General features: G+C 63.4%; 22 protein-coding genes. 13 read left to right on the forward strand and 9 right to left on the reverse strand.

What is annotated here, in order from left to right; translation table 11 throughout:
- Positions 1-73: 73 nt before the first annotated feature.
- From F0M17_RS16120 to benA, 4 genes are all read right to left on the reverse strand, one after another.
- Entirely contained in the window at positions 74-913 is an 840-nt protein-coding gene (locus tag F0M17_RS16120; RefSeq protein WP_246857091.1) for a 1,6-dihydroxycyclohexa-2,4-diene-1-carboxylate dehydrogenase, read from the reverse strand.
- On the reverse strand, positions 910-2,466 hold the full coding sequence (gene benC, locus F0M17_RS16125; RefSeq protein ID WP_149597566.1) for a benzoate 1,2-dioxygenase electron transfer component BenC: 1,557 nt from the start codon (positions 2,464-2,466) through the stop codon (positions 910-912). The genes F0M17_RS16120 and benC overlap by 4 nt, the downstream gene beginning before the upstream one ends.
- 80 nt (positions 2,467-2,546) lie before the next feature.
- Positions 2,547-3,077: a benzoate 1,2-dioxygenase small subunit gene (benB, locus tag F0M17_RS16130; RefSeq protein ID WP_121867645.1), complete on the reverse strand. Its 531-nt coding sequence runs from the start codon at positions 3,075-3,077 to the stop codon at positions 2,547-2,549.
- Between the two features lie 18 nt (positions 3,078-3,095).
- Positions 3,096-4,454 (reverse strand): benzoate 1,2-dioxygenase large subunit, encoded by a 1,359-nt coding sequence (benA, locus tag F0M17_RS16135; RefSeq protein ID WP_149597567.1) that lies wholly within the window; start codon positions 4,452-4,454, stop codon positions 3,096-3,098.
- 238 nt (positions 4,455-4,692) lie between these two features.
- Here benA and F0M17_RS16140 point away from each other — a divergent pair, with 238 nt between their 5' ends.
- Together F0M17_RS16140 and F0M17_RS16145 are read left to right on the forward strand one after the other, a co-directional pair.
- Positions 4,693-6,111 carry an MFS transporter gene (locus tag F0M17_RS16140; protein WP_038992883.1) on the forward strand — a complete coding sequence of 473 codons (1,419 nt, stop codon included), beginning with the start codon at positions 4,693-4,695 and terminating at the stop codon, positions 6,109-6,111.
- Positions 6,080-6,505, forward strand: coding sequence for a DUF1801 domain-containing protein (locus tag F0M17_RS16145; RefSeq protein ID WP_038992882.1), 426 nt, complete (start codon positions 6,080-6,082; stop codon positions 6,503-6,505). Before F0M17_RS16140 ends, F0M17_RS16145 begins: the two co-directional genes overlap by 32 nt.
- Before the next feature lie 71 nt (positions 6,506-6,576).
- Here the strand turns inward: F0M17_RS16145 and F0M17_RS16150 are convergent, their stop codons facing one another.
- Positions 6,577-7,686 carry a hypothetical protein gene (locus F0M17_RS16150; protein WP_149597568.1) on the reverse strand — a complete coding sequence of 370 codons (1,110 nt, stop codon included), beginning with the start codon at positions 7,684-7,686 and terminating at the stop codon, positions 6,577-6,579.
- Positions 7,687-8,087: 401 nt separating this feature from the next.
- Here F0M17_RS16150 and F0M17_RS16155 point away from each other — a divergent pair, with 401 nt between their 5' ends.
- The 6 genes from F0M17_RS16155 (at position 8,088) to F0M17_RS16175 (ending at position 13,667) form a co-directional block, all read left to right on the forward strand.
- The gene (locus tag F0M17_RS16155) at positions 8,088-8,864 is read left to right on the forward strand and encodes an electron transfer flavoprotein subunit beta/FixA family protein (protein ID WP_149597569.1); all 777 of its coding nucleotides are present in this window, start codon (positions 8,088-8,090) and stop codon (positions 8,862-8,864) included.
- A gap of 14 nt (positions 8,865-8,878) precedes the next feature.
- Positions 8,879-9,859 carry an electron transfer flavoprotein subunit alpha/FixB family protein gene (locus F0M17_RS16160; protein ID WP_121867648.1) on the forward strand — a complete coding sequence of 327 codons (981 nt, stop codon included), beginning with the start codon at positions 8,879-8,881 and terminating at the stop codon, positions 9,857-9,859.
- Positions 9,860-9,864: 5 nt separating this feature from the next.
- Positions 9,865-11,712, forward strand: coding sequence for a cytochrome b/b6 domain-containing protein (locus tag F0M17_RS16165; RefSeq protein WP_149597570.1), 1,848 nt, complete (start codon positions 9,865-9,867; stop codon positions 11,710-11,712).
- 102 nt (positions 11,713-11,814) lie between these two features.
- Complete coding sequence (locus F0M17_RS16170; RefSeq protein WP_073707119.1) at positions 11,815-12,471, forward strand: bifunctional 2-polyprenyl-6-hydroxyphenol methylase/3-demethylubiquinol 3-O-methyltransferase UbiG; 657 nt, start codon at positions 11,815-11,817, stop codon at positions 12,469-12,471.
- Positions 12,472-12,609: 138 nt separating this feature from the next.
- The gene (locus tag F0M17_RS17515) at positions 12,610-12,771 is read left to right on the forward strand and encodes a hypothetical protein (protein ID WP_168202047.1); all 162 of its coding nucleotides are present in this window, start codon (positions 12,610-12,612) and stop codon (positions 12,769-12,771) included.
- Positions 12,772-13,205: 434 nt separating this feature from the next.
- Positions 13,206-13,667, forward strand: coding sequence for a DUF3817 domain-containing protein (locus F0M17_RS16175; RefSeq protein WP_038992873.1), 462 nt, complete (start codon positions 13,206-13,208; stop codon positions 13,665-13,667).
- 292 nt (positions 13,668-13,959) lie between these two features.
- Here the strand turns inward: F0M17_RS16175 and F0M17_RS16185 are convergent, their stop codons facing one another.
- Positions 13,960-15,747, reverse strand: coding sequence for a plasmid pRiA4b ORF-3 family protein (locus tag F0M17_RS16185; RefSeq protein ID WP_149597571.1), 1,788 nt, complete (start codon positions 15,745-15,747; stop codon positions 13,960-13,962).
- A 203-nt stretch (positions 15,748-15,950) separates the two neighbouring features.
- On the opposite strand from F0M17_RS16185, the gene F0M17_RS16190 reads away from it, so the two are divergent.
- From F0M17_RS16190 to F0M17_RS17725, 5 genes are all read left to right on the forward strand, one after another.
- A complete protein-coding gene (locus F0M17_RS16190; protein WP_149597572.1) occupies positions 15,951-16,649 on the forward strand; it encodes a maleylpyruvate isomerase family mycothiol-dependent enzyme in 699 nt (232 codons plus the stop codon).
- A 93-nt stretch (positions 16,650-16,742) separates the two neighbouring features.
- A complete protein-coding gene (locus tag F0M17_RS16195) occupies positions 16,743-17,798 on the forward strand; it encodes a GTP-binding protein (RefSeq protein ID WP_149597573.1) in 1,056 nt (351 codons plus the stop codon).
- Positions 17,799-18,154: 356 nt separating this feature from the next.
- Entirely contained in the window at positions 18,155-18,406 is a 252-nt protein-coding gene (locus F0M17_RS16200; protein ID WP_149597574.1) for a type II toxin-antitoxin system Phd/YefM family antitoxin, read from the forward strand.
- Positions 18,407-18,661, forward strand: coding sequence for a Txe/YoeB family addiction module toxin (locus F0M17_RS16205; RefSeq protein ID WP_149597786.1), 255 nt, complete (start codon positions 18,407-18,409; stop codon positions 18,659-18,661).
- A gap of 163 nt (positions 18,662-18,824) precedes the next feature.
- On the forward strand, positions 18,825-19,088 hold the full coding sequence (locus F0M17_RS17725; RefSeq protein WP_246857092.1) for a DUF3375 family protein: 264 nt from the start codon (positions 18,825-18,827) through the stop codon (positions 19,086-19,088).
- 189 nt (positions 19,089-19,277) lie between these two features.
- Here F0M17_RS17725 and F0M17_RS16215 read toward each other — a convergent pair whose 3' ends face one another.
- Genes F0M17_RS16215 through aceB form a run of 3 tightly spaced genes read right to left on the reverse strand, consistent with a single transcriptional unit; the run spans position 19,278 to position 23,006 of the window.
- Positions 19,278-20,114 carry a bifunctional allantoicase/(S)-ureidoglycine aminohydrolase gene (locus F0M17_RS16215; protein WP_149597575.1) on the reverse strand — a complete coding sequence of 279 codons (837 nt, stop codon included), beginning with the start codon at positions 20,112-20,114 and terminating at the stop codon, positions 19,278-19,280.
- Between the two features lie 10 nt (positions 20,115-20,124).
- Complete coding sequence (locus F0M17_RS16220; protein ID WP_149597576.1) at positions 20,125-21,378, reverse strand: aldolase; 1,254 nt, start codon at positions 21,376-21,378, stop codon at positions 20,125-20,127.
- Complete coding sequence (gene aceB / locus F0M17_RS16225) at positions 21,375-23,006, reverse strand: malate synthase A (protein ID WP_073707129.1); 1,632 nt, start codon at positions 23,004-23,006, stop codon at positions 21,375-21,377. Before aceB ends, F0M17_RS16220 begins: the two co-directional genes overlap by 4 nt.
- Positions 23,007-23,020: the final 14 nt, after the last annotated feature.

The raw sequence follows: 23,020 nt of genomic DNA on the forward strand, positions 1-23,020 counted from the left end.
CTGATGCGGCAAACGGCCCGTGAAGACGAGCCGTTTGCCTGCTGATGATGCGTTGCCGCTGTGGCGCTTTTCGCTAGCCGAGGTCCCCTCCGGCCACCGCGAGGGTGGAGCCGGTGATGTAGGAGGCTTCGTCGGAGGCGAGGAACACGATCGGCGCGGACTGCTCGTCCAGGGTGCCGTAGCGCTTGAACAAGCTGGAATCCACGGTCTGGTCCACGATGGCCTGGTACCAGGCCTTTTCCTGCTCGCCACTCGGAGCCGGGCCGCGCTTGACAACGCGTTCCGGGGCTTCGGTGCCGCCGGGGGCGGTGGCGACTACGCGGATGTTCTTCGCCGCGCCTTCCATGGCCAGCGCCGAGGTGATGGCCTTGACCCCGCCCTTGGCTGCCGCGTACGGGACGCGGTTCATGCCGCGGGTGGCGACCGAGGAGACGTTCACGATGGTGCCCCGCCCGGCTTCGACCATGAGCTCGAAGACCGCGCGGCACATCCACAGGGTCGGGAAGAGCGAGCGCTGGATTTCCTTCTCGATCTCTTCCGGCGCGTAGTGCTCGTAGGGCTTGGCCCAGATGGTCCCGCCGACGTTGTTGACCAGCACATCGACGCGGCCGAACTGGTCCTTGGCGGCCGTGACCGCGGCCAGCGCCCCCTGGAAGGTTTCCAGGTCTGCGGTCACGCTCAGCGCGGTGGCGCCGTGGGCGCGCAGGCCCTCGGCGACCTCGTGGATCAGCGGCGCGCGGTCCACGAGCACCAGTTCCCCGCCCTCGGCGGCGATGCGCCGGGCCACGGACCAGCCGATGCCCTGGGCGGAACCGGTGACCATGACAACCTTGCCGGCGAAGCGGCCCGGGTGGAAGGATTCGGGCAGCCCGGCGGCCTCGGTCTGGTTCACCGGACTCTGCGTGGCGGTCACAGGGCAGCTGCCTTGGAGGCGGCGGCCATGGTGGCCTTGGCGTGCTGGTTGTGCGCGGTGATCGCCGCGCGAGCGGCGGCGATGTCCTGCTTTTCGAAGGCCGCGACGATTTCCAGGTGGTCGGCGTCCACGGCTCCGTCGATCCAGTGCTCCTGGCGCAGCACGGCGGCCATCAGCGCCGGAACGTCCAGGCGGCGGTAGGCCTGCAGCAGGTGCTCGTTGCCGACGGCCTTGAACAGGAACTCGTGGAAAGCGTCATTGGTGACGGTGAATTCCTCGGCGTTGACGAACTTCTCGCCGTCCAGGGTCTTGCCGGCCAGTTCGGCCAGGACCTTGAATTCGCCCAGCTGGCCTTCGGCCAGCTTGCCCATGGTCAGTTCGACGACGGCCAGTTCCAGTGCCATGCGGGCATCGAACTGCGCTTCGAAGCTGGCATGCTCCTCGCCAATCTCGTAGCCCTGGGCTGCTGGCGCGGCGGCAGCTGCTGGCGTTGCCGGTGCTTCTGCTGCGGCTGGTGCGGCCGTCTCGGCCTCCGCCTCGGGCACGACCGCCAGCGCGAACTTCTCGTAGTAGAAGTTCTGCGGCTTGATGCCCTCGGCTTCCAGGTGACGGCGCACGCCCTCAACCATGGGAGGCGGGCCGCACAGGTAGATGTCCACCTCGCCCTCGGCCAGGTGCTGCGGCTCGAAGTGGTTCGTGACGTAGCCCTTCTTCTCGGAGGCGCTGTCCGGGTCGCCCACCACGGTGTCGAAGCTGAAGCCCTCGATGCGCTGGGCATAGTCCTGCAGCACGTCCACCTCCACCAGGTCGATGTCGGTGTTCACGCCGTAGATCAGGTGCACCGGGTGCGGGTTGTCCATGCCGGCCAGCTTCTCCAGGATGGCCAGCAGCGGGGCCAGGCCGGTGCCGCCGGCCAGCAGCAGCGACTGACGCTTGGGTTCGCGCAGGAAGAAGCTGCCCATCGGGCCGGTGAAGGTGATGCGGTCGCCCACCTTGGCGGTATCGCGCATGTAGGTGGACATCAGCCCACCGTCGGTGATGCGGATCAGGAAGGAGACGATCTCGACGTCAGGGCCGGAGCTGAAGGAATAGGAGCGGGTCTGCCCGCCGGAGCCGGGCACCTCGATGTTCACGTACTGGCCCGGCAGGAAAGACAGCTCTTCGCGATTGTCCACCTTCAGGCTGAAGGCGTAGGTGGTCTCGGAGATGCGGCGGATCTCGGTCAGCGTGGACTCGAAGGAGGAGGCCGAGGTCTTGGCGACATCCGAGGTAGTCGGGATCTGCAGCACGAGGTCGGATTCGGGGACCATCTGGCAAGGCAGGCAGTAGCCGGCATCTGCTTCGTCGTCGGTCAGGGCTTCTTCGATGTAGTCGCCGCCGTCGTAGGTGCCCGACTCGCAGAAGGCCTTGCAGGTGCCGCAGGCGCCGTCGCGGCAGTCCAGCGGGATGTTGATGCGGGCTTTGTAGGAGGCGTCGGCGACGGTTTCGTTCGAGCCGACCTTGATGAAGCGGGTGATTCCGTCTTCGAAGGCGAGTGCTACCTGATGGGGCATGGCATGCTCATTTCACAAATTTCGGGGATGGGTGAGCTGGCGGGGCCTGCACTGGCCCCGCCGCCCACGGAGGTGTCGCTTTAGATGTGGTAGATGTCCACCACGTGGTGGATGTAGTCGTTCTTCAGCACGACCTTCTTCGCGGTGATCACCGGTGCGGTGCCGGAGTAGTCGATGGTGTAGAACGAGGTGCCGAAGTAGGTGTCCACATTCTGGTAGCGGTAGTACAGGGTGAACCAGTTGAACCGGATATCCACCTTGTCCCCGTCGACCGCCAGGATCTCCACGTTGGTGATGTTGTGGCCGGTGCGCGGCTCAGGCAGCGAGGTGGCCGAGGAGCGGTCGGTCTTGATGCGGAAGACGCGGTCTTCCAAGCCGCCGCGGTTCGCGTAGTAGATCAGCGAGATCTCGCGCTGCGGGTCCTCGGTCAGCTGCTCGTCGTCGGCCCAGGCCGGCATCCAGAAGGTGGCTTCCGGGTGGTAGCAGTCCAGCCAGCGGTCGAAGTCGCGGTCGTCGAGGAAGCGGGCTTCCTGGTAGAGGAACTGCGCGATGTCCGCGGTGGTGATTGCGCCGTTGGACGTCGGCGCCTCGGTCAGTGCAATGGTGCTCATCTGTTTGCCCCTTCGGCCTTAGTTCTGTTCTGCGCGTTCGTTGTCCACGGCCTGGCGCATGGTCTGCAGCCAGTAGCCGTGCTGGATCGGGTACAGGCCCTCGTCTTCGGTGCGGGCGCCGGAGGAGATGGGCTTCAGCCCCACCTTGTCGGCGTTCTCATCCGGACCGGTGATCTGGTGGGCCTGGCCGCGCGAGAGGTCGTTCCACTGGGCCGCGGTGGCCAGGTAGGTCTTCTGGCAGGAGCGGAATTCTTCCAGGTCATCCGGGGTGGCCATGCCCGAGGCGTTGAAGAAGTCCTCGTACTGGCGGATGCGGGCGGCGCGCGCGGTATCCGATTCGCCCACCGGGGCGAAGCAGTAGATGGTCACCTCGGTCTTGTCCACGGAGATCGGGCGGAAGACGCGGATCTGCGAGCCGAACTGGTCCATCAGGTACACGTTCGGGTACAGGCACAGGTTGCGCGAGATGCCGATCATCCAGTCGGCCTTGGCTTCGCCGAACTTGGCGACCAGCTCGTCACGCTTCTCGGCCAGCGGGCGGTTGGCAGGGTCCAGCCATTCGGTCCACAGCAACAGGTGGCCGTGCTCGAAGGAGTAGTAGCCGCCCTTCTGCTTGTCCCAGCCGCCGGCATCCATGGTCTTGGTGTCATTCGAGGATTCGCCGTTGGCGCGGCGGGCCTGGGTGGCTGCATAGTTCCAGTGGGTGGCCGAGACGTGGTAGCCGTCGGCGCCGTTTTCCGCCTGCAGCTTCCAGTTGCCGTCATAGGTGTAGGTCGAGGCGCCGCGCAGCACTTCCAGCCCCTGCTCGGACTGGTCGACCATCATGTCGATGATCTTGGTGGCCTCGCCCAGGTGCTCTTGAAGCGGCTTGACATCGGCGTTGAGCGAACCGAAGAGGAAGCCGCGGTAGTTCTCGAAGCGGGCGACCTTGGTCAGATCGTGGGAGCCGTCCTTGTTGAACTGCTCCGGGTAGCCGGCGCCGCGCGAGTCCTTGACCTTGAGCAGCTTGCCCGAGTTGTTGAAGGTCCAGCCGTGGAAGGGGCAGGTGAAGGTGGTGCGGTTATCGGTCTTGCGGCGGCAGAGCATGGCTCCGCGGTGGCTGCAGGCGTTGATCAGGGCGTTGAGTTCGCCCTGCTTGTTGCGCGAGATGATGATGGGCTGGCGGCCGATGTTGGTGGTGTAGTAGTCGCCGATGTTCGGGATCTGGGATTCGTGGGCCAGGTATACCCAGTTGCCTTCCCAGATGTGCTTCATTTCCAGCTCGAAGATCTCTTTGTCGGTGAAGATATTTCGATTGGCGCGGAACTCTCCGGTTTCCGGGCTGTCAACCAGGGCGTTATCCAGCAGGCTGGATACCTCGTTCAGGGTCTCGGTCATGGCGTGGTGTGCTCCGTCCATTCAATGCTCGTCAAAAGGGGAAAACCGCTGCAGCCGGTTTGCATGGATTCAACCTTGGCAGAAAGTGCGGGCGGTCACACTAGGGCTATGCCTAGGCTTGGGCTAGGCATCTGACTACTATGTTTTCGATCATCTGAGTCAACACCTGTTGCCTATCAATGCATCGGCGTATTCTTTGATACGAGCACCAGCCCACTTTTTGCAAAGCAGGCTCCCCATGCGCGATGAAGGACCCACGGATCATCCGCTGGCCGGCAGCGGCAACCCCGAGGTTCCGCCGCAGGGCCAGCGCTCATTCATGCACATTCTGGTGAATACCGCCGTTGCGAACCTCACCACCAGCTACCTGTGGTTCGCGTTGACCTTCTGGGTGTACCTGGAAACCGAGAACGTCATGGCCACCGGCATCATCGGCGGCGCGTTCATGCTGCTGATCTCCCTGTTCTCCATGGTTTTCGGGACCATCGTGGACAACCACCGCAAGAAATCGGTCTTCGTCTTCTCCGCGCTCATCACCGCGGTGGCCTTCAGCCTGGCCGGGCTGATCTACCTCGTGCTGCCCACCGAAGACATCCTTGACATCGGCGGGTGGCAGTTCTGGATCTTCTGCCTGGTCATCCTGTTCGGGGCGATCGTCGAGCAGATGCGCGGCATCGCCCTGTCCACGACCGTCACCCTGCTGATCCCGGTCGAGCGCCACGCGAATGCCAACGGGCTGGTGGGCACGGTGCAGGGCATCGCCTTCATCGTCACCAGCGTGTTCTCAGGGCTGTCCATCGGGCTGCTGGGGATGGGGTGGACGCTGGCCATCGCCATCATGCTGGTGGTGATCACGATGCTGCACCTGCTGGGCATCTCCATCCCGGAGGAGGAGCCGGAAAAGGAGGAGGGGCGCACCAAGACCAGCGACCTGCGCCTGGGCTTCACCACGGTCATGGCCATTCCTGGACTGTTCGCCCTGATCATCTTCTCGATGTTCAACAACTTCATCGGCGGCACCTATATGGCGCTGATGGACCCCTACGGGCTGACCATCATGCCGGTCGAGGCCTGGGGCATCGCCTTCGGGCTGGCGTCCACCGGCTTCATCGTCGGAGGCCTGGCCATCGCCAAGTTCGGCTTGGGGGCCAACCCGATCCGCACCATGCTCCTGCTGGTGGCCGTCATGGGATTCCTCGGCGCGATCTTCACCATCCGCGAGTGGACCTGGCTGTATGTGCTGGGCATCTGGTTCTACATGATGCTGATTCCCGCGGTGGAAGCCTCGGAGCAAACGGTGATCCAGAAGGTGGTCGCCTTCCGCCGCCAGGGCCGGGTATTCGGCTTCGCCCAGATGCTCGAAGCTGCGGCGGCGCCGATTACCGCGTTCCTGATCGCGCCAATAGCCCAGTACCTGGTCATCCCGTTCATGCGTTCGCCCGAGGGCGATGCCCAGTTCGGCTGGCTGGTGGGGCAAGGCGAGGCGCGTGGCATCGCCTTGATCTTCCTGGCCGGCGGGCTGATCATGATTGTGGTGGCGCTGCTGGCCATGGGCACCGGCCAGTATCGCAAGCTGTCGGCAATTTTCCAGGCAGAATCGCCTGCTGCACCCGAGGAGGCATCACTTGCCAACAAGTCAGAAGACCCTTCCAACTGACGCCAGCGTTGAGGAGTTCATCGAGGCGGCAACCCCGGACAAGCGCCGGATTGACGGCCATGAGCTGGACCGCATCTTCCGCGAAGCCACCGGCGAGCAGCCGGTGATGTGGGGCCCGAGCATGATCGGCTACGGAAGCTATACCTATATCTCCCCTGCCAATGCGCGCACCACCGGCATCTGGCCCAAGACTGGCTTCTCGCCGCGCAAGGCCCAGCTGTCGCTCTATGGCCTGAAGGATCTGCCCGAAGGGGCCGAGCTGCTGCCGCAGCTGGGCAAGTACACCGAAGGAGCCGGCTGCGTGTACGTGAAGAAGCTGGAGGATATCAACCTGGACGTGCTGCGCAAGCTGATCGGCATTGCCGCCTCGCGGCAGGACGACCAAGCGCAATAACGAAGTGGCACCGGCCAGATTACGGCTGTACCCGCAGAACCGTAGCACTGCGGGTGCGTTGCTCTACTGCTTTATTCGGCTTCTTCGAAGAAGACCTCGACCTCGGTGATGCCGGCAGAGATGACCGGAACCAGGCGCTCGTCGATGCTGTAGTGCTCGCCATCCTTGAAAATCAGGCCGTAGTCGGCCAAGGAATCCATGGCCGTCCGAGCTTCTGGCAGCACCTCATCGTAAATCTTCGGGCCGCAGTTGCGGCGCAGGCCTTCCAGGTCCCCTTCGCGTCCGGTGGATGCGGTGACCAGCAGGTTGCGCAGCACCAGGTAATGGGCTTCATCGCGCAGGGTGACATCGAAGGTCGGGTTCAGGTGCGCCTGGACACAGCCGACAGCCATCTCGAAGAGCAACTGCGCGCTGCCCGCTTCCTCGCCGGCCACCAGCAGGTCGTAGGCGTCCGGGTCGGTGCGCAGCACCGAGCCGTCTGACTCCACGACTGACATGCGCCCGGCACTCCAGATGTAATTGAAAGCCAGTGGCGCTGGACCGCTAGGGTCGAAGGTTTCAGCATCCAGGCCAACGGCGTTGAGCACCTTGGCACGCGGGGCTTGCGCCTCTGCGGAGAAGTCTTCCATGTCCACGCCCTCGGCCAGCGCCTCTGCATAGGCCTTGACCTGGGTGAACAGCTTGGTTCCGCGCAGCAATTCGCACAGTTCCGCATCGCCTTCGGCGAAGCCGTTGAGGGTGTCTTCCAGCATCTCGCGCAGGGCTTCGAGGTTTTCCGCTGGACCCTGCCAGAGCTTACGGTCATCGACGAAGTTGAAGTACTCCAGCCAGGTGGTGAAGATCGGTTCTGGCGCCAATGATTCCGGCAGGTTGCCAAGGTGCATGGCCAGGGTCTCGCCGAAGACATCGACGTCCATGTCGAACAGGTTGGAGCTGCGGGCGTTGTCGGCGTACTCGCCGGCGATCTGGCCGATGAGGTCCGACTGCATGCCCGCTGCCTGTGACGCCTGTTCGGCAGTGAACACAGGGACCTGCTCCGCGACCCAAGCCGTGTAGTCGCCGCGAAGCGCGTCGACCTGCGCTTCAGCCTGGATCTTGAACACGCTGCGGCCGCGAACTGCCGCCTTGGCAGGATTTCCTGCGCCCGAATTCTTCTTGCCTTGACGCTTCTTGCTGGCCATGAGCCGTCCTTTAATTCCGAAATTGGTCTCTGGTTAAAGCCTACGGTGCCCACCCGGAACCGGGCGAAAAGCGCGATGCGGCTCACCTGCTCAGAAACGCGTTCGGATACCCCGCCGATCTGTAGACCATTTGTCCTTCAACGTGCTCACTTGCTGTTTTCTTGTCCACTTTCATTGACCATTGGCGCTTGATCCGACAAGATAAACAGCAGAGACGAATGTAGCCTACGACACAATACTTCGAGTTCTGCAGGATATCTGCGACGGGGTCCAATAATGAACTTGGATTTCCTAGTAGTTTCGGCGGCGAGCATGGCCTAGGTCCGTGGAACTCGGAATCATGGATGGCTTCCGGCACTCGGAGGTTCGGGCGGAAACTGCTGCGATAAGAGGAGAAAATGATGAAGATCGCGGTTCTGATCAAAGAAGTCCCGGATACCGGAGAAGACCGCCTGCTGGATCTGGAGACCGGCCTGGCTGATCGCGCCACTTCAGAAGTGGTGCTCGATGAAATCGGCGAACGGACCTTGGAAGTCGCGTTGAAGCACGCTGACGCGAATCCTGGAACCGATATCACCGTGCTGACCATGGGGCCGGAATCGGTCCAGGCCACCTTGCGCAAGGCCTTGGCCATGGGAGCCGCCGACGCCGTGCACATCAACGATGAAGAGCTGCTCGGAGCCGATCTGGTGCTCACCGCGCAGGTGCTTGCGGCGGCTTTGCGCCGGGACAATTACGACCTGATCCTCACCGGCAACATGTCCACCGACGGTTCGGCCGGCATGCTTCCGGTGATGCTGGCCGAGCTGCTTGATCTTCCAGCCGCGACGTCCCTGTCCTCGGTGGACATTGCCGACGGCGCGATCAGCGGCTTGCGCGAGCTCGATGGAGCCGCGGCCAAAGTCAGCGCTCCGCTGCCGGCGGTCGCTTCGATCACCGAAGCATTGCCCGATGCCCGCTTCCCGAATTTCAAGGGCATCATGGCAGCCAAGAAGAAGCCGATCGAATCCTTGTCCCTGGCGGACTTGGGCGTCGAGGCGCTGCCTGCCGATACCGCGCGTTCCATCATGGTTTCGGTGGCCCAGCGCCCGCCGCGCACCGCTGGGACCATCGTGACCGATGACGGCGAAGCCGGCAACGCCTTGGCCGAATTCCTCGTCAAGAACAACCTGGTGTGAGCGGAAAGAGAACCATGACTGATTTTGCTGCTGATTCAATTCTCGTTTTCCTCGAGACCACCCCTGCCGGAACGCTGGCCAAGAACCACGCGGAGCTGCTCGGTGCAGCCTCCACCGTGGGCACCCCGGTCGCCTTGGTGACCGCCCCGGCAGGATCCGTTGAAACCCTGGCGGAACAAGCCAGCCAGGCTGGTGCCGCGCAGGTGCTCACCGCAGTTGTCGAGTCGCCGGTGCTGACCGCGCCGATGGCTGACGCGCTGCAGCAGGCCTTCGCCGTAGTCCAGCCGCAAGCGGTGATCCTGGGGCATACCCTGACCTCGCGCGAAGTGGCAGCACGCTTCGCGGTGCGCAACCGCTTGGCGCTCAGCGTGGATGCCCTCGGCGTTTCGCGCGATGACCAGGGAATCATCGCAGCCCACTCGATCTACGGCGGCGCGTACTCGACCCACAGTGCCCCGACCTTCGGCGCTCCGGTGATTACTGTGCGCGTGGGCAGCATCGAAGAGCGCGCCCAAGCCCAGCCGGCGAGCGCCACCGCACTGGAGGTCGCCGCAAGCGGCAAGCCGGAGATCGAGGTCAAGGAACTGGAAACTGCCGAAACGGCATCGACCCGTCCCGAGCTGCGTTCCGCGGCGCGCGTGGTTTCCGGCGGTCGCGGCCTGGGCAGTGCAGAGCAGTTCGATCTGGTGCACCAGCTGGCCGATGCCCTGGGGGCAGCCGTGGGCGCTTCGCGCGCCGCCGTGGATGCCGGCTACGTCGAGCATGCCGCGCAGGTAGGCCAGACCGGTGTCGCGGTCTCGCCCCAGCTGTATGTCGCGCTGGGCATCTCAGGAGCCATCCAGCATAAGGCAGGCATGCAGACTGCCAAGACCATCGTTGCCATCAACAAGGACGCCGATGCGCCGATCTTCGAGATCGCCGACTTCGGTGTGGTCGGCGATGTCTTCAAGGTCGTTCCGCAGTTGATTTCCGCGCTTGAAGCACGCAAGGCCTAATTGCCATGACTGCACCTGAGCAATCCATCCGGCAGGGCCTGCCCCGCGTGGCCGGAGGCGAGCCCTGGCCCCCGGCCGAGCTGTTCACTTCCGTGGCAGCCACCGCTTACGCAACCGTTGCGGAGCCCACGAAGGCTGAGCCAGTTGCCGAGCCCGTTCTCGAACAGCCCGTCAGCTCACCTGCTCCCGCCGAACCAACCCCTGCCGAAACACCTGCTGTTGCCGGCCAAGTACCGGTAGCTGGATCGCTGCGCCGGGGCCTGCCACGAGTTGCCGGCGGCGAGCCATGGCCTCCTGCAGGAATTCCTGTTGCCGCGAGCGCTCCGGCTGCCGCAACGCAGCAGGTGTCGGCGGCTGTGCCAGCTTCCGAGCCGGCAACCACACCGGTCGCTGAACCGGCGAAGACATCACCGGTTGAAACGGCGCCGGCAGCCAGCGAACCAGTTCCCCCGGCGAATGCGGCACCGGTCGCGGCGAATTCCAGTGCAGATGCACCGGCAGTTCGCCGCGGACTTCCGCGGACCGCTGGTGCAGAAGCCTGGCCGCCAAGTTCATTCGTGGCTGCACCCGTAGCCGCAGCGGCCCCGGCAGCATCTGCGGAACCTGCGGAACCTGCAGCCAGCGTCCCAGAAAACGTTGCTGTTGCCGCTCCGGTTGCGCCAGCTCAAGTTGCTGAAGACGCCCAGGCCGCACCGGCCGCACCGGCGAAGGCCGAACCAGCACCGGCAGAACCGGTTGCCCAGGCATCCAGTGCGAAGGCCGCTCCCTCGGCCACGGCAGATGAAACGCCAGCAGCCCCTGCGCGTACCCGCATGGGCATGCAGAAATCTGCGGCTCCGGCGGCGCCAGCAGTGGCGGCAGAAAAGGCATCTTCCGCAAAACCTGCAATCACCCCGAAGCCCCAGGCCTCGGCAAAGAGCAAGAAGGAAGCGGTCAAGCATGGTCCACTGACCACCAAGCAGTGGGTGCTCGCTGGAATCGTCGGCGCGTTCGCCGCATTGGGCCTGGCCACTGCCGTGGTGCTCATTGCCCGCGGCATTGCCGGAATCGATGGGGTCGAGTCCTTCATGGAACGCTACCCGGGCGAATACCATCTGCCGGAATCAGCACCCATCGGCTTCCCCGGCTGGCTGGCATGGAACCATTTCTTCAACTTCTTCCTCATGGTCCTGATCATCCGCTCGGGCATGCTGGTCAGGCATCAAAAGAAGCCGCCTGCCTATTGGTCGTCGAAGCGCAGCCCGAAGGTGAGCATCAACCTCTGGCTGCACCAGGGCCTTGACCTGCTGTGGCTGGTCAATGGCTTGGTGTTCCTCGTGCTGCTGTTCGCCACAGGCCACTGGATGCGCATTGTCCCGACATCGTGGGAGGTCTTCCCGAATGCGATCTCGGCGGCCTTGCAATACCTGACGCTGGATTGGCCTACCGAAAACGGCTGGGTGAACTACAACTCGCTGCAGCAGCTGGCCTACTTCACCACCGTGTTCATTGCCGCTCCGGTAGCGGCGATCACGGGTTACCGGATGAGCGCATTCTGGCCCAAGAACATGCCGGACCTGGCCAAGAAGTACCCGATTGAGGTGGCCCGAGCCCTGCACTTCCCCACCATGCTGTACTTCGTGCTGTTCATCCTGGTGCACGTGATCCTGGTGTTCTCCACCGGGGCGCTGCGCAACCTGAACCACATGTATGCGGCCCAGGGGTCCACCGATCCCGCCGCGTACGCGGATAACTGGGCCGGGCTGCTCTACTTCGCGCTCTCGCTGCTCGTGATCGCCGGTGCGTGGCTGGCCTGCAGGCCAATGATCCTAGCCTCCATTGCCCGCCTCTTCGGCAAGGTCAGTGCAAGGTAGAAACAATAGTTCTTGCCTCTGGCGCAAAACTGATCGCGTACGGGGCCCATCGTCAGTAAGGTCTTCAATAACGGCCTTACTGACGAATGGGGAACACCAAGGATGAGCCACCACCACGAACACCACACCACGCAACTCGACGGCGTCGCCTTCTGGGAAAACCACTACGGCCAATCCGAGCGGATCTGGTCAGGCAGGGTCAACCAGGTCATCGAGGAATTGGTTGCCCCGCTGGACGCCGGCACATCGTTGGACATCGGCTGCGGCGAGGGCGGCGACGTGCTGTGGCTGGCAGCCAACGGCTGGAAGGCTACCGGTGTGGATATCTCGCCCACCGCCGTGAAACGCGCCGCGGAAGAAGCCGCCAAGCTTGGCCTGGATGCGGGACAGGCCCGCTTCATTGCCTCGGATCTGGCCGCGTGGAATACCGGGGAGACCTTTGATCTGGTGACCTTGAGCTTCTTCCAGGCACCTTTCGAATTCCCCCGCGCCGACTTCCTGCGCAAGGCGGCAACGCTGGTCGCACCGGGCGGCCATCTGCTGGCACTGTCCCACGCCTCCATGCCTTCCTTCGCCGGCAAGCCCGATCACCCGATGCCCGCGTTCCCCAGCCCGGAAGAGGAACTGGCGGCCCTGGAGCTGGACCCTGAGCAGTGGGAGGTGCTGTGCGCAGAGATCCGCGAACGCAGCATCATGGCACCGGACGGCAATCCTGCAACCTTGGAAGACTCCGTCGTATTCGTGCAGCGCATAGCGTGAGGAATAGGCTCTGGCCGTGAAGCCGGTTGGCGCGCACTGTTGGATTGCTCAAGGCTTGCTGGAAATGGAGCCATTCAGGTTTTGAAGTCCGCTGATCCTTGCTAGGTTGGCAATCCAACCAACGAAAGGGATGGATTCATGACCGAGAACAACCCTGAAGCACTGCTGAACAAGGCAGAAGGCGAAGAGCCCGATACCATTTCCGACCCTGCATTGAATGACGAAGTTGGCCAGGACTGGACCGATGAAGGCGGTGCGACTCCGCATGGGGCCGCGCTGGACGGCCGCCCGGAAATCTAGGACCGGCTGCGCAAGCAGCTAGTTCGACAGGCGTCCCTGCTTATTGACACCACGGAGGCCGGACTGCAACTTTGCAGCCCGGCCTCCGTGGCGTTTTCATGACTAGCCCGGCAGGCACGGCAGCGATCATTCGGCTGAGCTGCCACGAGTACCGCAACACGCAAATCTCGACAATGAACTACACCCGGATGCCTCGTTCACCCATGCCATCGAGAACGCAACGCCAGCGCGTGGGCGAATTGCCGAGCCGGACTGCCACGGGCATCTCGTCCGACGGATATTCCGTTGCTGGCGGGTTGGCTTCTTATCGCCTCTGGCTTGGATCAAGGCCTGCCGCACGTTCAAATGACGCGCACAGGCATGACCGCTAGACTCGGATGGGTTCTGAATTGAGAACCGGTTAATTCGCAATTCCGAGGGACAGAAATCGAGCAATGTCACCACGCACCCTATTCCGCATCGTTGCCAGGGCCGAAGCAGTCACCTGGACGCTGCTGATCATCGCCATGATCCTGAAGTATGTCGTGAAGGTGGGCGACTGGCCGGTTTCCATCGCCGGATTCGTGCACGGTTTCGTCTTCCTCTCCTATGTCGCCACCGGCGTGCTGGTCGGCATCAACCAGCGCTGGAGCAAGCGATCCATCGTACTGGCCGCGGCCACCTCGGTGGTCCCCTACCTGACCATTCCTTATGAACGCCGCCTGGAAAAACAGGGACGGCTGGAAGGCGAATGGCGCACCACCAAGAGCGACCACCCCGACGATGACAAGTGGATCGACACGCTGTTCCGCTGGATGGTTGGCCGCCCAGTTCTGACTGCCGTGACCGCCGTCGTGATCGTCGCACTGATCTTCACCGTCATGCTGATCATGGGCCCTCCAGGCGGCCGCGCCTAGCACAGGCTCCTCAGGCAACGACGCTCCAGCGACAATGAAATTGATGGTGGAGGTCGAGGTCCTGGACACCGTGTGCCGGCACATCAACGACCACATGGTGACCTTCTACGCCCGCGCACCGGGCGACTGGGACATCGAGTACGGCACCGACGGCATGCTCGTGGACGAAAACTACTACACGTTTGAGGAGATCACCGAGGAAAGCTCTTGGAGCTACTCGCACCAGGAAAACCGCCCTGCCCGATTCATGCAATTGAATCGAGCAGGGCGATTTGGCGTGCCCCGGCAAGTCCTAGAACTCGAGCTCCAGGTGGGCGTTGATGTCTTCCTTGCTGAAATACGCCGGATCAACTTCGTCTTCCTCGTCGCCGCCGAAGCCGGAGAGCCACTCTTTGACTTCCTCGTATTCCGGGTCCGTCGGGTCTTCGAGAATTTCCAGCTTGGCTTCCCAGCCGCCGACCCCGCCGCTGTCCTCCAACGGGGCCATGCGCCGGCCTCCGGTGCAACGTGGCAGCTGGCCATCAGCAGCATCCAGGACCTTCTCGACGTCAATGCGGATTTCCCAGCCGTCACCGAAGTCGTACATGTAATCCAGGCGGTCTTTTTCCTTCTTCAGCAATGAAGAAACCAGGGTTTCCGCTTCATTCTTCTCGTAGTCCATGTCGTCAATCTCTGGACCATATGAGGTTCCGCCGAAACCGCCCTCGTAGAAGATGTGCAGGTGCCCGTCGTACCAGTCGAAGCTCGCCTGGATGATGTCGTGCAGGTCGCCGAGGTTCAGGTCCATCGGCACGAGCACACGTCGCCAGATCGGCGGTTTGGCCTCCTTGAGGGTCAGCTTCAGCTGCAGCACCTTGCCGGTGTAGGGCTCCTCGCACTTCAGGCGTTTCGGCTCGTCGCTCTCCGGTCCGAACAACGCGTCGAGCTCCGCATCGTCGAATTCATCTCCGTCATCGAGCAGGTCATTCTCAACGTCGGTAATCGCAAGCCGGACAATCGCGGGCACAGAGTAGGTTTCGCCCTCTTCGAGCAAGCCCAGCGAGACCAGTTCGCGCAGGCGCACGTGCGCAGTTTCCCAGACCTCCGGCGAGAACTGGTCATCGCGCGGGGCATCCACGCGATGCGGGGTGCCGTCGATTCCCGCGACGATCCAGAAGGCGGCCAGCCCCCAGGCCTGGATGCTGGCTTCGTCCATGCTTTCAGGCTTGTCCATGAACAAATCCATGCAGGCCTGGATGAAGTAGAAGTTCGCTTCGAAGGCGTCGGCATCCTCATGCTGCATGATGTCTTCGTGCATCAGACCGCGTTCAGGCTTGCCCTTGTCGGGCAACTTGATGGCATTGACTGATTCCAGCGCTGTGAGCACTACCCCCAACACCACGGGCCGGCGCGATTCATCGACGCCCGCAGGCATGTGATCGGCGAGCGCTGTTGCAGCAGTTTCCAAGAATTCGCCGACCGGCATGCTGCCCCACAGCTTCTTGCCTTCGCCAAGGACCCAAGGCAAGGCAGCACGGGCCAGCTTGCTGATCGGCATGGCCGCAATCTCTGCCAGGGCAGCCTGCGAAGCTTCATCGGATGCCATGATCTCGTCAATTTCATCGTTGTCGCCGAAGTCGTCTTCGTCGCCGAATGGATCATGGGCTTCCAGTGCCTCCAGGAACCACTCCAGGCTTTCGTCTTCGCGCTCCCACAGGCCTGAATCGCGCAGGAACTCTGCGTAGTCCGACCAAGCCATGAAAATCATGGTTCCCAGTCCGCTGGCAGCAGCTTCGGGATCTTCGGCTTCTTCGAATTCAAGCATTGAACTGAGCACTGCAAGCAGTTTTGGCGGGTCGAAATCGGTCACCTTGTCCAGGCCGACAACTTCGGCGTAGATGCCCAAGGTTTCACGCACCGTGGCAAGGAGCATCATCGTCATTTCGGGATCATCCCGGTATTTGGCGGCCCACTGCACGAACTGCCCGGTGAGCGCGTCCAGGCCTCGCCCGACCTTCACGCGGTCCATGGAGACGACGCCCGCTTGCAGGCGTGCCGGATGCCCCTGCTTGGGCTTCTGCTTCTTCTTTTTCTTCGCCATTGGACTGCTTTCCTGGTCGTTTGCCTTTACTCCCAAGGCTACGTGGCTGCCGGTTGCTGGAGAAGGATGCCGGACGCGTGTTTTTCCAGATCAGAATTGCCCGAGCAGCTGGTGCCCAAACAGTGCGCATATGAATCGAGTCGCATTCAGTATCTATGTCGTAACCAGTGCGGCTTCAGCGCCTGCGTTGGTAGGGTGACTTCATGATCAACACTGCCCGCCTGCACTCGGACCTGTCACGACTCAGCCGCGAAACCGCGATGATGTCGGCCACGATCGAGACCCTGTCCACCGAAGAAATGGCTGCCGCCTCGCTGTGCGAAGGCTGGAGCCGTGCGCATGTCATCGCGCATCTGGCCTCCAACGGCCGGAGCCTGGTCAAGCTCATCGATTGGGCCACCAGCGGAGAACCGCAGGAGCTCTATGCCTCGCGTGAGGCCCGCGATGCGGAGATCAATGAGCTGGCGGCCCTGCCGCGCGAGGAACTGGTCAAGAAGTTCCAGGACGCTGCCGCCTACTTCGCCGAGCAGTGCGAACGGCTCAGCGGCGATTTGGCTGTCGAAGAGGTGGATCTGCACGGCAAGATCATTCCGGCGACCTCCATCGTGGCGCTGCGCATCGCCGAGGTGGTCATCCACCACCACGACTTGGATACTGCCTGGACCATCGAGGAAGCCGACCCGGATTCCCAGGAGAACGCCGTCGAAGCCGCAGTGCGGACCATGCGCGTGAAGAACGCTCCGGGCATGACGCTGGTGACCGAAGAAGGCGACGAATGGGTCATCGGCGATGGCGCGTTGAAGGTGCGCTCGGACCGCGAAGGCCTGATCGAATGGCTGGCCCGCGGCCAGGCCCGGCATATCGAGTCCGACGGACCGATCCCGGTACTGCCCGCCTGGTAGCCTCCTGCTGGCAGGCGTGTCAGCAGGCGCGAGCGGTTGGCGCAACGGGGAGAATGGACACTGCCCGTTTGTTGATGTGAAAAGGAGCCATTGATGATCCCTGTCATCGTGCTCACCGGATATCTGGGGGCAGGCAAGACCAGCCTGCTCAACCGCTTGCTGACCCGCCCGGGCACCCGGGTAGGGGTCATCATCAATGACATCGGCAAGGTCAACGTGGATACCGGGCTGATCACCGGCCAGATCGATGCGGCCGAATCCATTGCCGGCGGCTGCGTCTGCTGCCTGTCCGACAGCAGCGGCCTGGATGAGTTGCTGGAAAAGCTAGGCCAGCCGCGGCTGCGCCTGGATGCCATCATCGTAGAGGCCAGCGGCGCCGCGGATCCGATCAACGTGGACCGGCTGCTGCGCTTCGGCAAGGCCCACGGGGTGCGCTTCGGCGGCATTATCGACGTGATCGACGCGGTGGAGCATGAGCACACCGTGGATACCGCTGCGATGGCCCCGGCACGTTTCAGCGTCACCAGCATGGTGGTGGTCAACAAGCTGGACCGCATTGCCCCCGAGCACCGCGACGCGGTCTTGGAACGGATCAGCGGACGGATCCGGGACGTCAACCCGCACGTGGCCATCATCCCGGCCTCGCACGCCGCCATAGACCCTGAGCTGGTATTCGACATCGCCTTGGACGAAGACCCGATCGACGAGCTGCCGTTGGCGGCCGCCTCCCGCCCGCACCACGACCACGGACATGCTCCGCACGCCAACGCGGTGACGGTGCGCTGCCCCGAGCCGGCAGATCCGGGAGCCGTGCTGGATCTGCTCGAAGCGCCGCCGGCCGCGGCCTACCGGCTCAAGGGGCACGTGAAGCTGCGCACCGCTGACGGCACGCAACGCTTCCTGGTCAACATGGTGGGCCGGCAGATCCATTTCGCGCAAGCCACTCCCCACAGCGACCCGGCCGATGACGCGCTGGTCGCCGTGGGCATGGGACTGGATGAAGCAGCAGTCGGCGCCGCGTTGGCGGCGGCCTTGGAACCAGCACGCGAAGATCCTTCCCCGAGAAATCTCACCCGGTTGGAACGGCGGCTGATCTTGAGCAGCGATGCAGCAGATGCCGCGGACGAGCCTGCTGCTGCAGGGTTCTAGCTGGTGCGGGGCTGACGTTAGCAGGTTGGCATCGAGGGCATCTACGGCCTTTGGTCTCACTCGACTTGAAAATTTCCACATCTGCCTGAGCCACCTAAGAGTCCGCCGGCAAATGTCAATGTGAATCCTGCTGCAACACTGGCGACGACCTCAATCGCCAAGGAACATGCCTGACTTGGCCGTTAATTACGCTGGACTTACTGGAGATGTTACACGCCTATTGGCGCGTTCCCTTAGCGGCGGCGCCGCCCCTCACGGCGCAGTTGCACGGGGCTTTCCAGTCGGACGGGCACTTCCCCACACCGCAGTTAAGTCGCACCATTAAGTGGTACGGCAAGTAGTGGAAGGAGTCCGAGATGTCCATCAGTGCAAGCGAAGCCCGCAAGACGCTCTTTCCATTGATTGAACAAGTCAACGATGATCGCCAAGCTGTCGAAATCGTGTCACGCAAGGGAAATGCTGTTCTCATGGCAGCAGATGAATACGCAGCATGGCAAGAGACCGCGTACCTCTTCCGCTCGCCAGCCAGTGCCCGGCGGCTCTTGGATGCCTACGAACGTGCACGGTCGGGAATAACAGAGACCCACGAACTCGACTGGGACGAATAACTGCGGCTCGTCTGGGATCGTGCAGGATGGGACGACTACGTCCACTGGCAAACGGCCCACCGGCGCGTACTCAAGAGAGTCAACACCTTGATCGAAGCATGCCTTCGGGATCCCTTCCAAGGGATTGGAAAGCCCGAACAGCTGAAATTCGGGGCCTCCGGCTCATGGTCCCGTCGGATTACCGACGAACACCGACTGGTCTACATCGTGATCGAAGAAGACTTGATCATCCTTCAAGCCCGATACCAGTATTGAATGGCGTCCGGACCATGCTGACGTACCCCGTCGGTAAGCGGCGGAACCTAACTCGACAGCAGAACTGGCTTGCTCTTCGCACCAAAGGATTATTGGGCGTCAAGGCTGGTAATACGACACCTGCACACCACTAACGTCGGTCAACGCCGATAGGCTTATAGGTATGTCTGCAGTCCACGCCGCCCTCACCGCTCAGCGGCTCCTCGGCGAAAGTCCCGCATGGGCGCTGCTGCGTGCCGACAATGCACCGGTGGCCTTCGGGATTCTCGGCACCAGGTTTTCCCGGCAGCACCGCCAAGTTCCCGCGTCGGAACTGGCGCAGGGATGTGCTCCACTTCCAAATCGTCCAACGTTGGACGATTTCATGTTGCCTGCGATTGCAGGGATGACACCCGGGATTACCGACGGTTGTAAAGAATGGTTCTGACTGACCAATTGGACCCTAGTCAACAGCCCAGGGAACACAAAAACCGGAGGCCGCATCCCGCCCGACCCTCCCGTCAGCCCACCATGTCCGAGCAAAAGAAACATCACTGGAACAAGAGATGGACACGGTGTGCCGAAAATCGGCGGGTCAGCGCGGGGTGCGGCCCCGGCAGCCTCTGGCAAAGAACGCTTACAAAGCGATCTGGCGGTTCTGGTCCTTGTAGAGCAGGTAGCGGAAGTTCTCCGGGCCGCCGGCATAGCAAGCCTGCGGGCAGAAGGCGCGCAGGGACATGTAGTCCCCGGCTTCGACCTCGACCCAGTCGCCGTTCATCCGGTACACGCCCTTGCCTTCCAGCACGTACAGGCCGTGCTCCATGACATGGGTTTCAGCGAACGGGATGGATGCGCCCGGTTCGAAGGTCACGATGTTCACGCCGAAATCGAAGGCAACATCCTCGGGATCCAGCATGCGAGTGGTGCGCCACTTGCCATCGGTACCCGGCATCGGGCCAGGCTCGATATCGCGTTCGTTGCCGACGACCGGACCCGGAGCGGCGACGCCGGCCAGGACTTCGTAGCGCTTGCGCAGCCAGTGGAAGCTGGTGGTCTCGGTGCCGTCGTTGCGGGCCGACCAGGTGGCGCCGGCTGGCAGGTAGGCGAAGCCGCCGTCCACCAGCACATGCTCGGTGCCCTCGATGACCAAGGTCAGCTGGCCGGTGAGCACGAAGATGAATCCCTGCACCTCGGTCTGCGGTTCCGGCTTGTCTGCCCCGCCGCCGGGGGCGACTTCCACGATGGACTGGGCGAAGGTGGTGGCCCCGCCGGCTACCGGGCGGTTCAGCACCCAGGCACGGGTGTTGGTCCACTCGGGGAAGACGCTGGTGACGATGTCGCGCAGCACGCCCTTGGGGATGACCGTGTAGGCCTCGGTGACGATGGCGCGGTCGGTGAGCAGGTCGCTCTGCGGCGGGTGGCCGCCGAAGTTCGAGTAGTAGGACGAGGAATTCTGGATGGCAGGAACAGTCATGGTGTAGTCCTTAGGCGTGGGAGCGGTTCAAGGCGATCGCCTCGAGTTCGGGCAGGGTGATCTGGGCCAGTTCGGTGACCTCGCCGGCGGTGACCGCACCGCAGGCGACCCCGCGGTGGATGTAGCGGGCCAGGGCACGTGCGGTGGCCGGCTCGTCCATGATGGCCGAGTTGATCCGGTGGACGTAGTTGCGCAACCGGGTGCCGGCGGCCTGCAGGCCTTCGCGGAAGAACGCGAAGGTGGCCAGGTAGCGGGTGGCCAGCTGGTTCTCGTGCATGTCCCAGCCCTGGTAGATGCCGCGGGCCAGGTGGCGGGAGACCAGCCGGGCGTGCAGTTCCCAGGCGGCCGCGATGTTCTCCGGGTCGCCTGCCGGGATGATGTTGGTGGAGCCATCGGACAATTCCACGCCGGTGCCGGCCACGGCCACCTGCATGACGTCCTTGGCGAAGTCGGCGACCGGATGCTCCATTGACTGGTAGCCGGCGGCCACGCCCAGCGAGGCGGAGTAGTCGTAGGTGCCGTAGTGCAGGGAGGAGACCCTGCCCTTCCCGGCATGGATCAGGGTGGCGACCGGGTGGCTGCCATCCGCGGCGATGATCACCTGCGGTGTTTCCACCTGGACCTCGAAGCGGATGCGTCCGGCCTCCAGGCCGTGGGCTTCCTCCAGCTTCTCGGCCAGGAAGACCATGGCCTGGACCTGGTCCACGGTGGTGACCTTCGGCAGCGTCAGGCGCAGCCCCTCGGGCAGGGGGCCGTTGGCGACCAGGCGCGAGATGAACATGTCCAGCGTGCGGATGCCGCGGGCCCGGGTGGGGGCCTCGAAGCACTTGAAGCGGATGCCGATGCAGGCCGGGGCCTTGCCGGCGGCTACCGACGAGGACACCGAGTCGGCCGCGGCAAGCACTGCCGCGTCCTCCTCGGCATCCGTGCGGTTGCCGTAGCCGTCCTCGAAATCGAGGCGCAGATCTTCGATGGGTTCGCTTGCCAGCTTCGCTGCCACCAGTTCGCCCAGGCGTTCGGGCTCGGCCAGGTCCAGCGTGGCTGCCAGCTGGGCCAGCCCGGCGGCGTTGCCGGCAGCGGCCAGGGCGTTGGCGCCCCAGGCTGCCGGCAGATCCGCGCTGTACTTGTCCCCGGGGACATATACGGTGTGCACCGGCTGGCGGGCCCCGGTTTCTCCCGGGTAGGAGGTTTCCAGCAACCGGTCGGTGGCTGCCAGCTTGGCTTCTACGCTGGCAAGCGTGGACTCATCGAAGGTGTTGCTCATGGCTTGGTCACGTATTCCTTTTCCAAGAGTTCGTAGGCAGGGGTGGTGAGGAAGTCTGCGAAGTCCTCGTCCTTGCCGCTGGTCAGTTTCGCGATCAGGTCTGCGGCCGGCTGGTAGTAGGCATTGAAGTGCTCTTCATTGTCGACCTCCGAGCGCAGGCGTTCAACCTCTTCGGCCAGAATGCCTGCCACCAGTTCCGCGCTGATGGTGTTGCCGGTGTCGGCGGCGACCACCTGGTTGCGGATCTGCTGCCAGATCTGCGAGCGCGAGATCTCTGCGGTGGCGGCGTCTTCCATCAGGTTGTGGATGGCGACCGCGCCGTTGCCCGACAGCCACACGGCAGTGTAGGCCACGGCCACGTAGAGGTTGGCGCGCACGCCGGCCTCGGTGACATCGCCGGGGGCGCTGGCCACGTCCAGCAGCTGGGCTGCGCTGACCTCGACCTCTGGGCGCTGGCGATCGATCTGGTTCGGCTTCTCGCCGAGCTTCGCGTCGAAGATCTCCTTGCACAGCTCGACCAGGTCCGGGTGGGCCACCCAAGAGCCGTCGAATCCGTCATTGGCCTCGCGGGTCTTGTCTGCGCGGACCTTCTCGAAGGCGGCGGCGGTGACCTCGGGTTCGCGGCGGTTCGGGATGAACGCGGCCATGCCGCCCATGGCGAAGGCCCCGCGCTTGTGGCAGGTCTTGACCAGCAGCTCGGTGTAGGCGCGCATCATCGGCGCGGTCATCGACACCGCCGAGCGGTCGGGCATGATGAACGCTTCGCCGGCTTCGCGGAAGGTCTTGATGATGGAGAAGAGGTAGTCCCAGCGGCCTGCGTTCAAGCCCGAGGCGTGCTCGCGCAGCTCGTAGAGGAACTCTTCCATCTGGAAGGCGGCCGGAATGGTCTCGATGAGCATGGTGGCGCGCACGGTGCCGTGGGCGATGCCCAGCTCGGCCTGGGCGAAGGTGAAGACCTCGTTCCACAGGCGCGATTCCAGGTAGTGCTCCATCTTCGGCAGGTAGTAGAACGGTCCCTGGCCGGATTCTGCGAGCACCTTCGCGTTGTGGAAGAAGTGCAGGCCGAAGTCCACCAGCGCGCCCACGGCCGGCTTGCCGTCGATGAGCACGTTGTTCTCCGGCAGGTGCCAGCCGCGGGGGCGGACCACCACGACAGCGCGCGGGGCGTCGGTGCGCAGCGCGTAGGACTTGCCGGTCTTCGCATCGGTGAAGGCCAGGGTGCCGCGGGCGGCGGCCGAGAGGTTGGAAATCGCGTCGATGACGTTGAACCAGCTCGGGGTCGAGGCATCTTCCAGGTCTGCCAGCCAGACCTTGGCGCCGGAGTTCAGCGCGTTGATCGCCATCTTGGCCGGGGAGGCCGGGCCGGTGATCTCCACGCGGCGGTCCTTGAGCGCCTCGGGCGCTTCGGCGACTTTCCAGTCGCCGGTGCGCACGGCTTCGGTCTCCGGGTCGAAGTCGATGGACTTGGCGGCGGAGAACTGCTTGCGGCGCACGCCGCGGGCGGCGAGCAGCTCGTCGCGGGTGCCGGCGAACTTCTGGTGCAGCTTCTCGATGAAGGCCAGCGCCTCGTCGGAGAGGATCTGCTGGGCATCGGCGACATCGGGGATGCTGGTGATTTCAATACTCATGGGTTGTTCCTTAA

Source organism: Glutamicibacter sp. ZJUTW (assembly GCF_008370855.1).
Classification (GTDB): Bacteria; Actinomycetota; Actinomycetes; order Actinomycetales; family Micrococcaceae; genus Glutamicibacter; species Glutamicibacter nicotianae.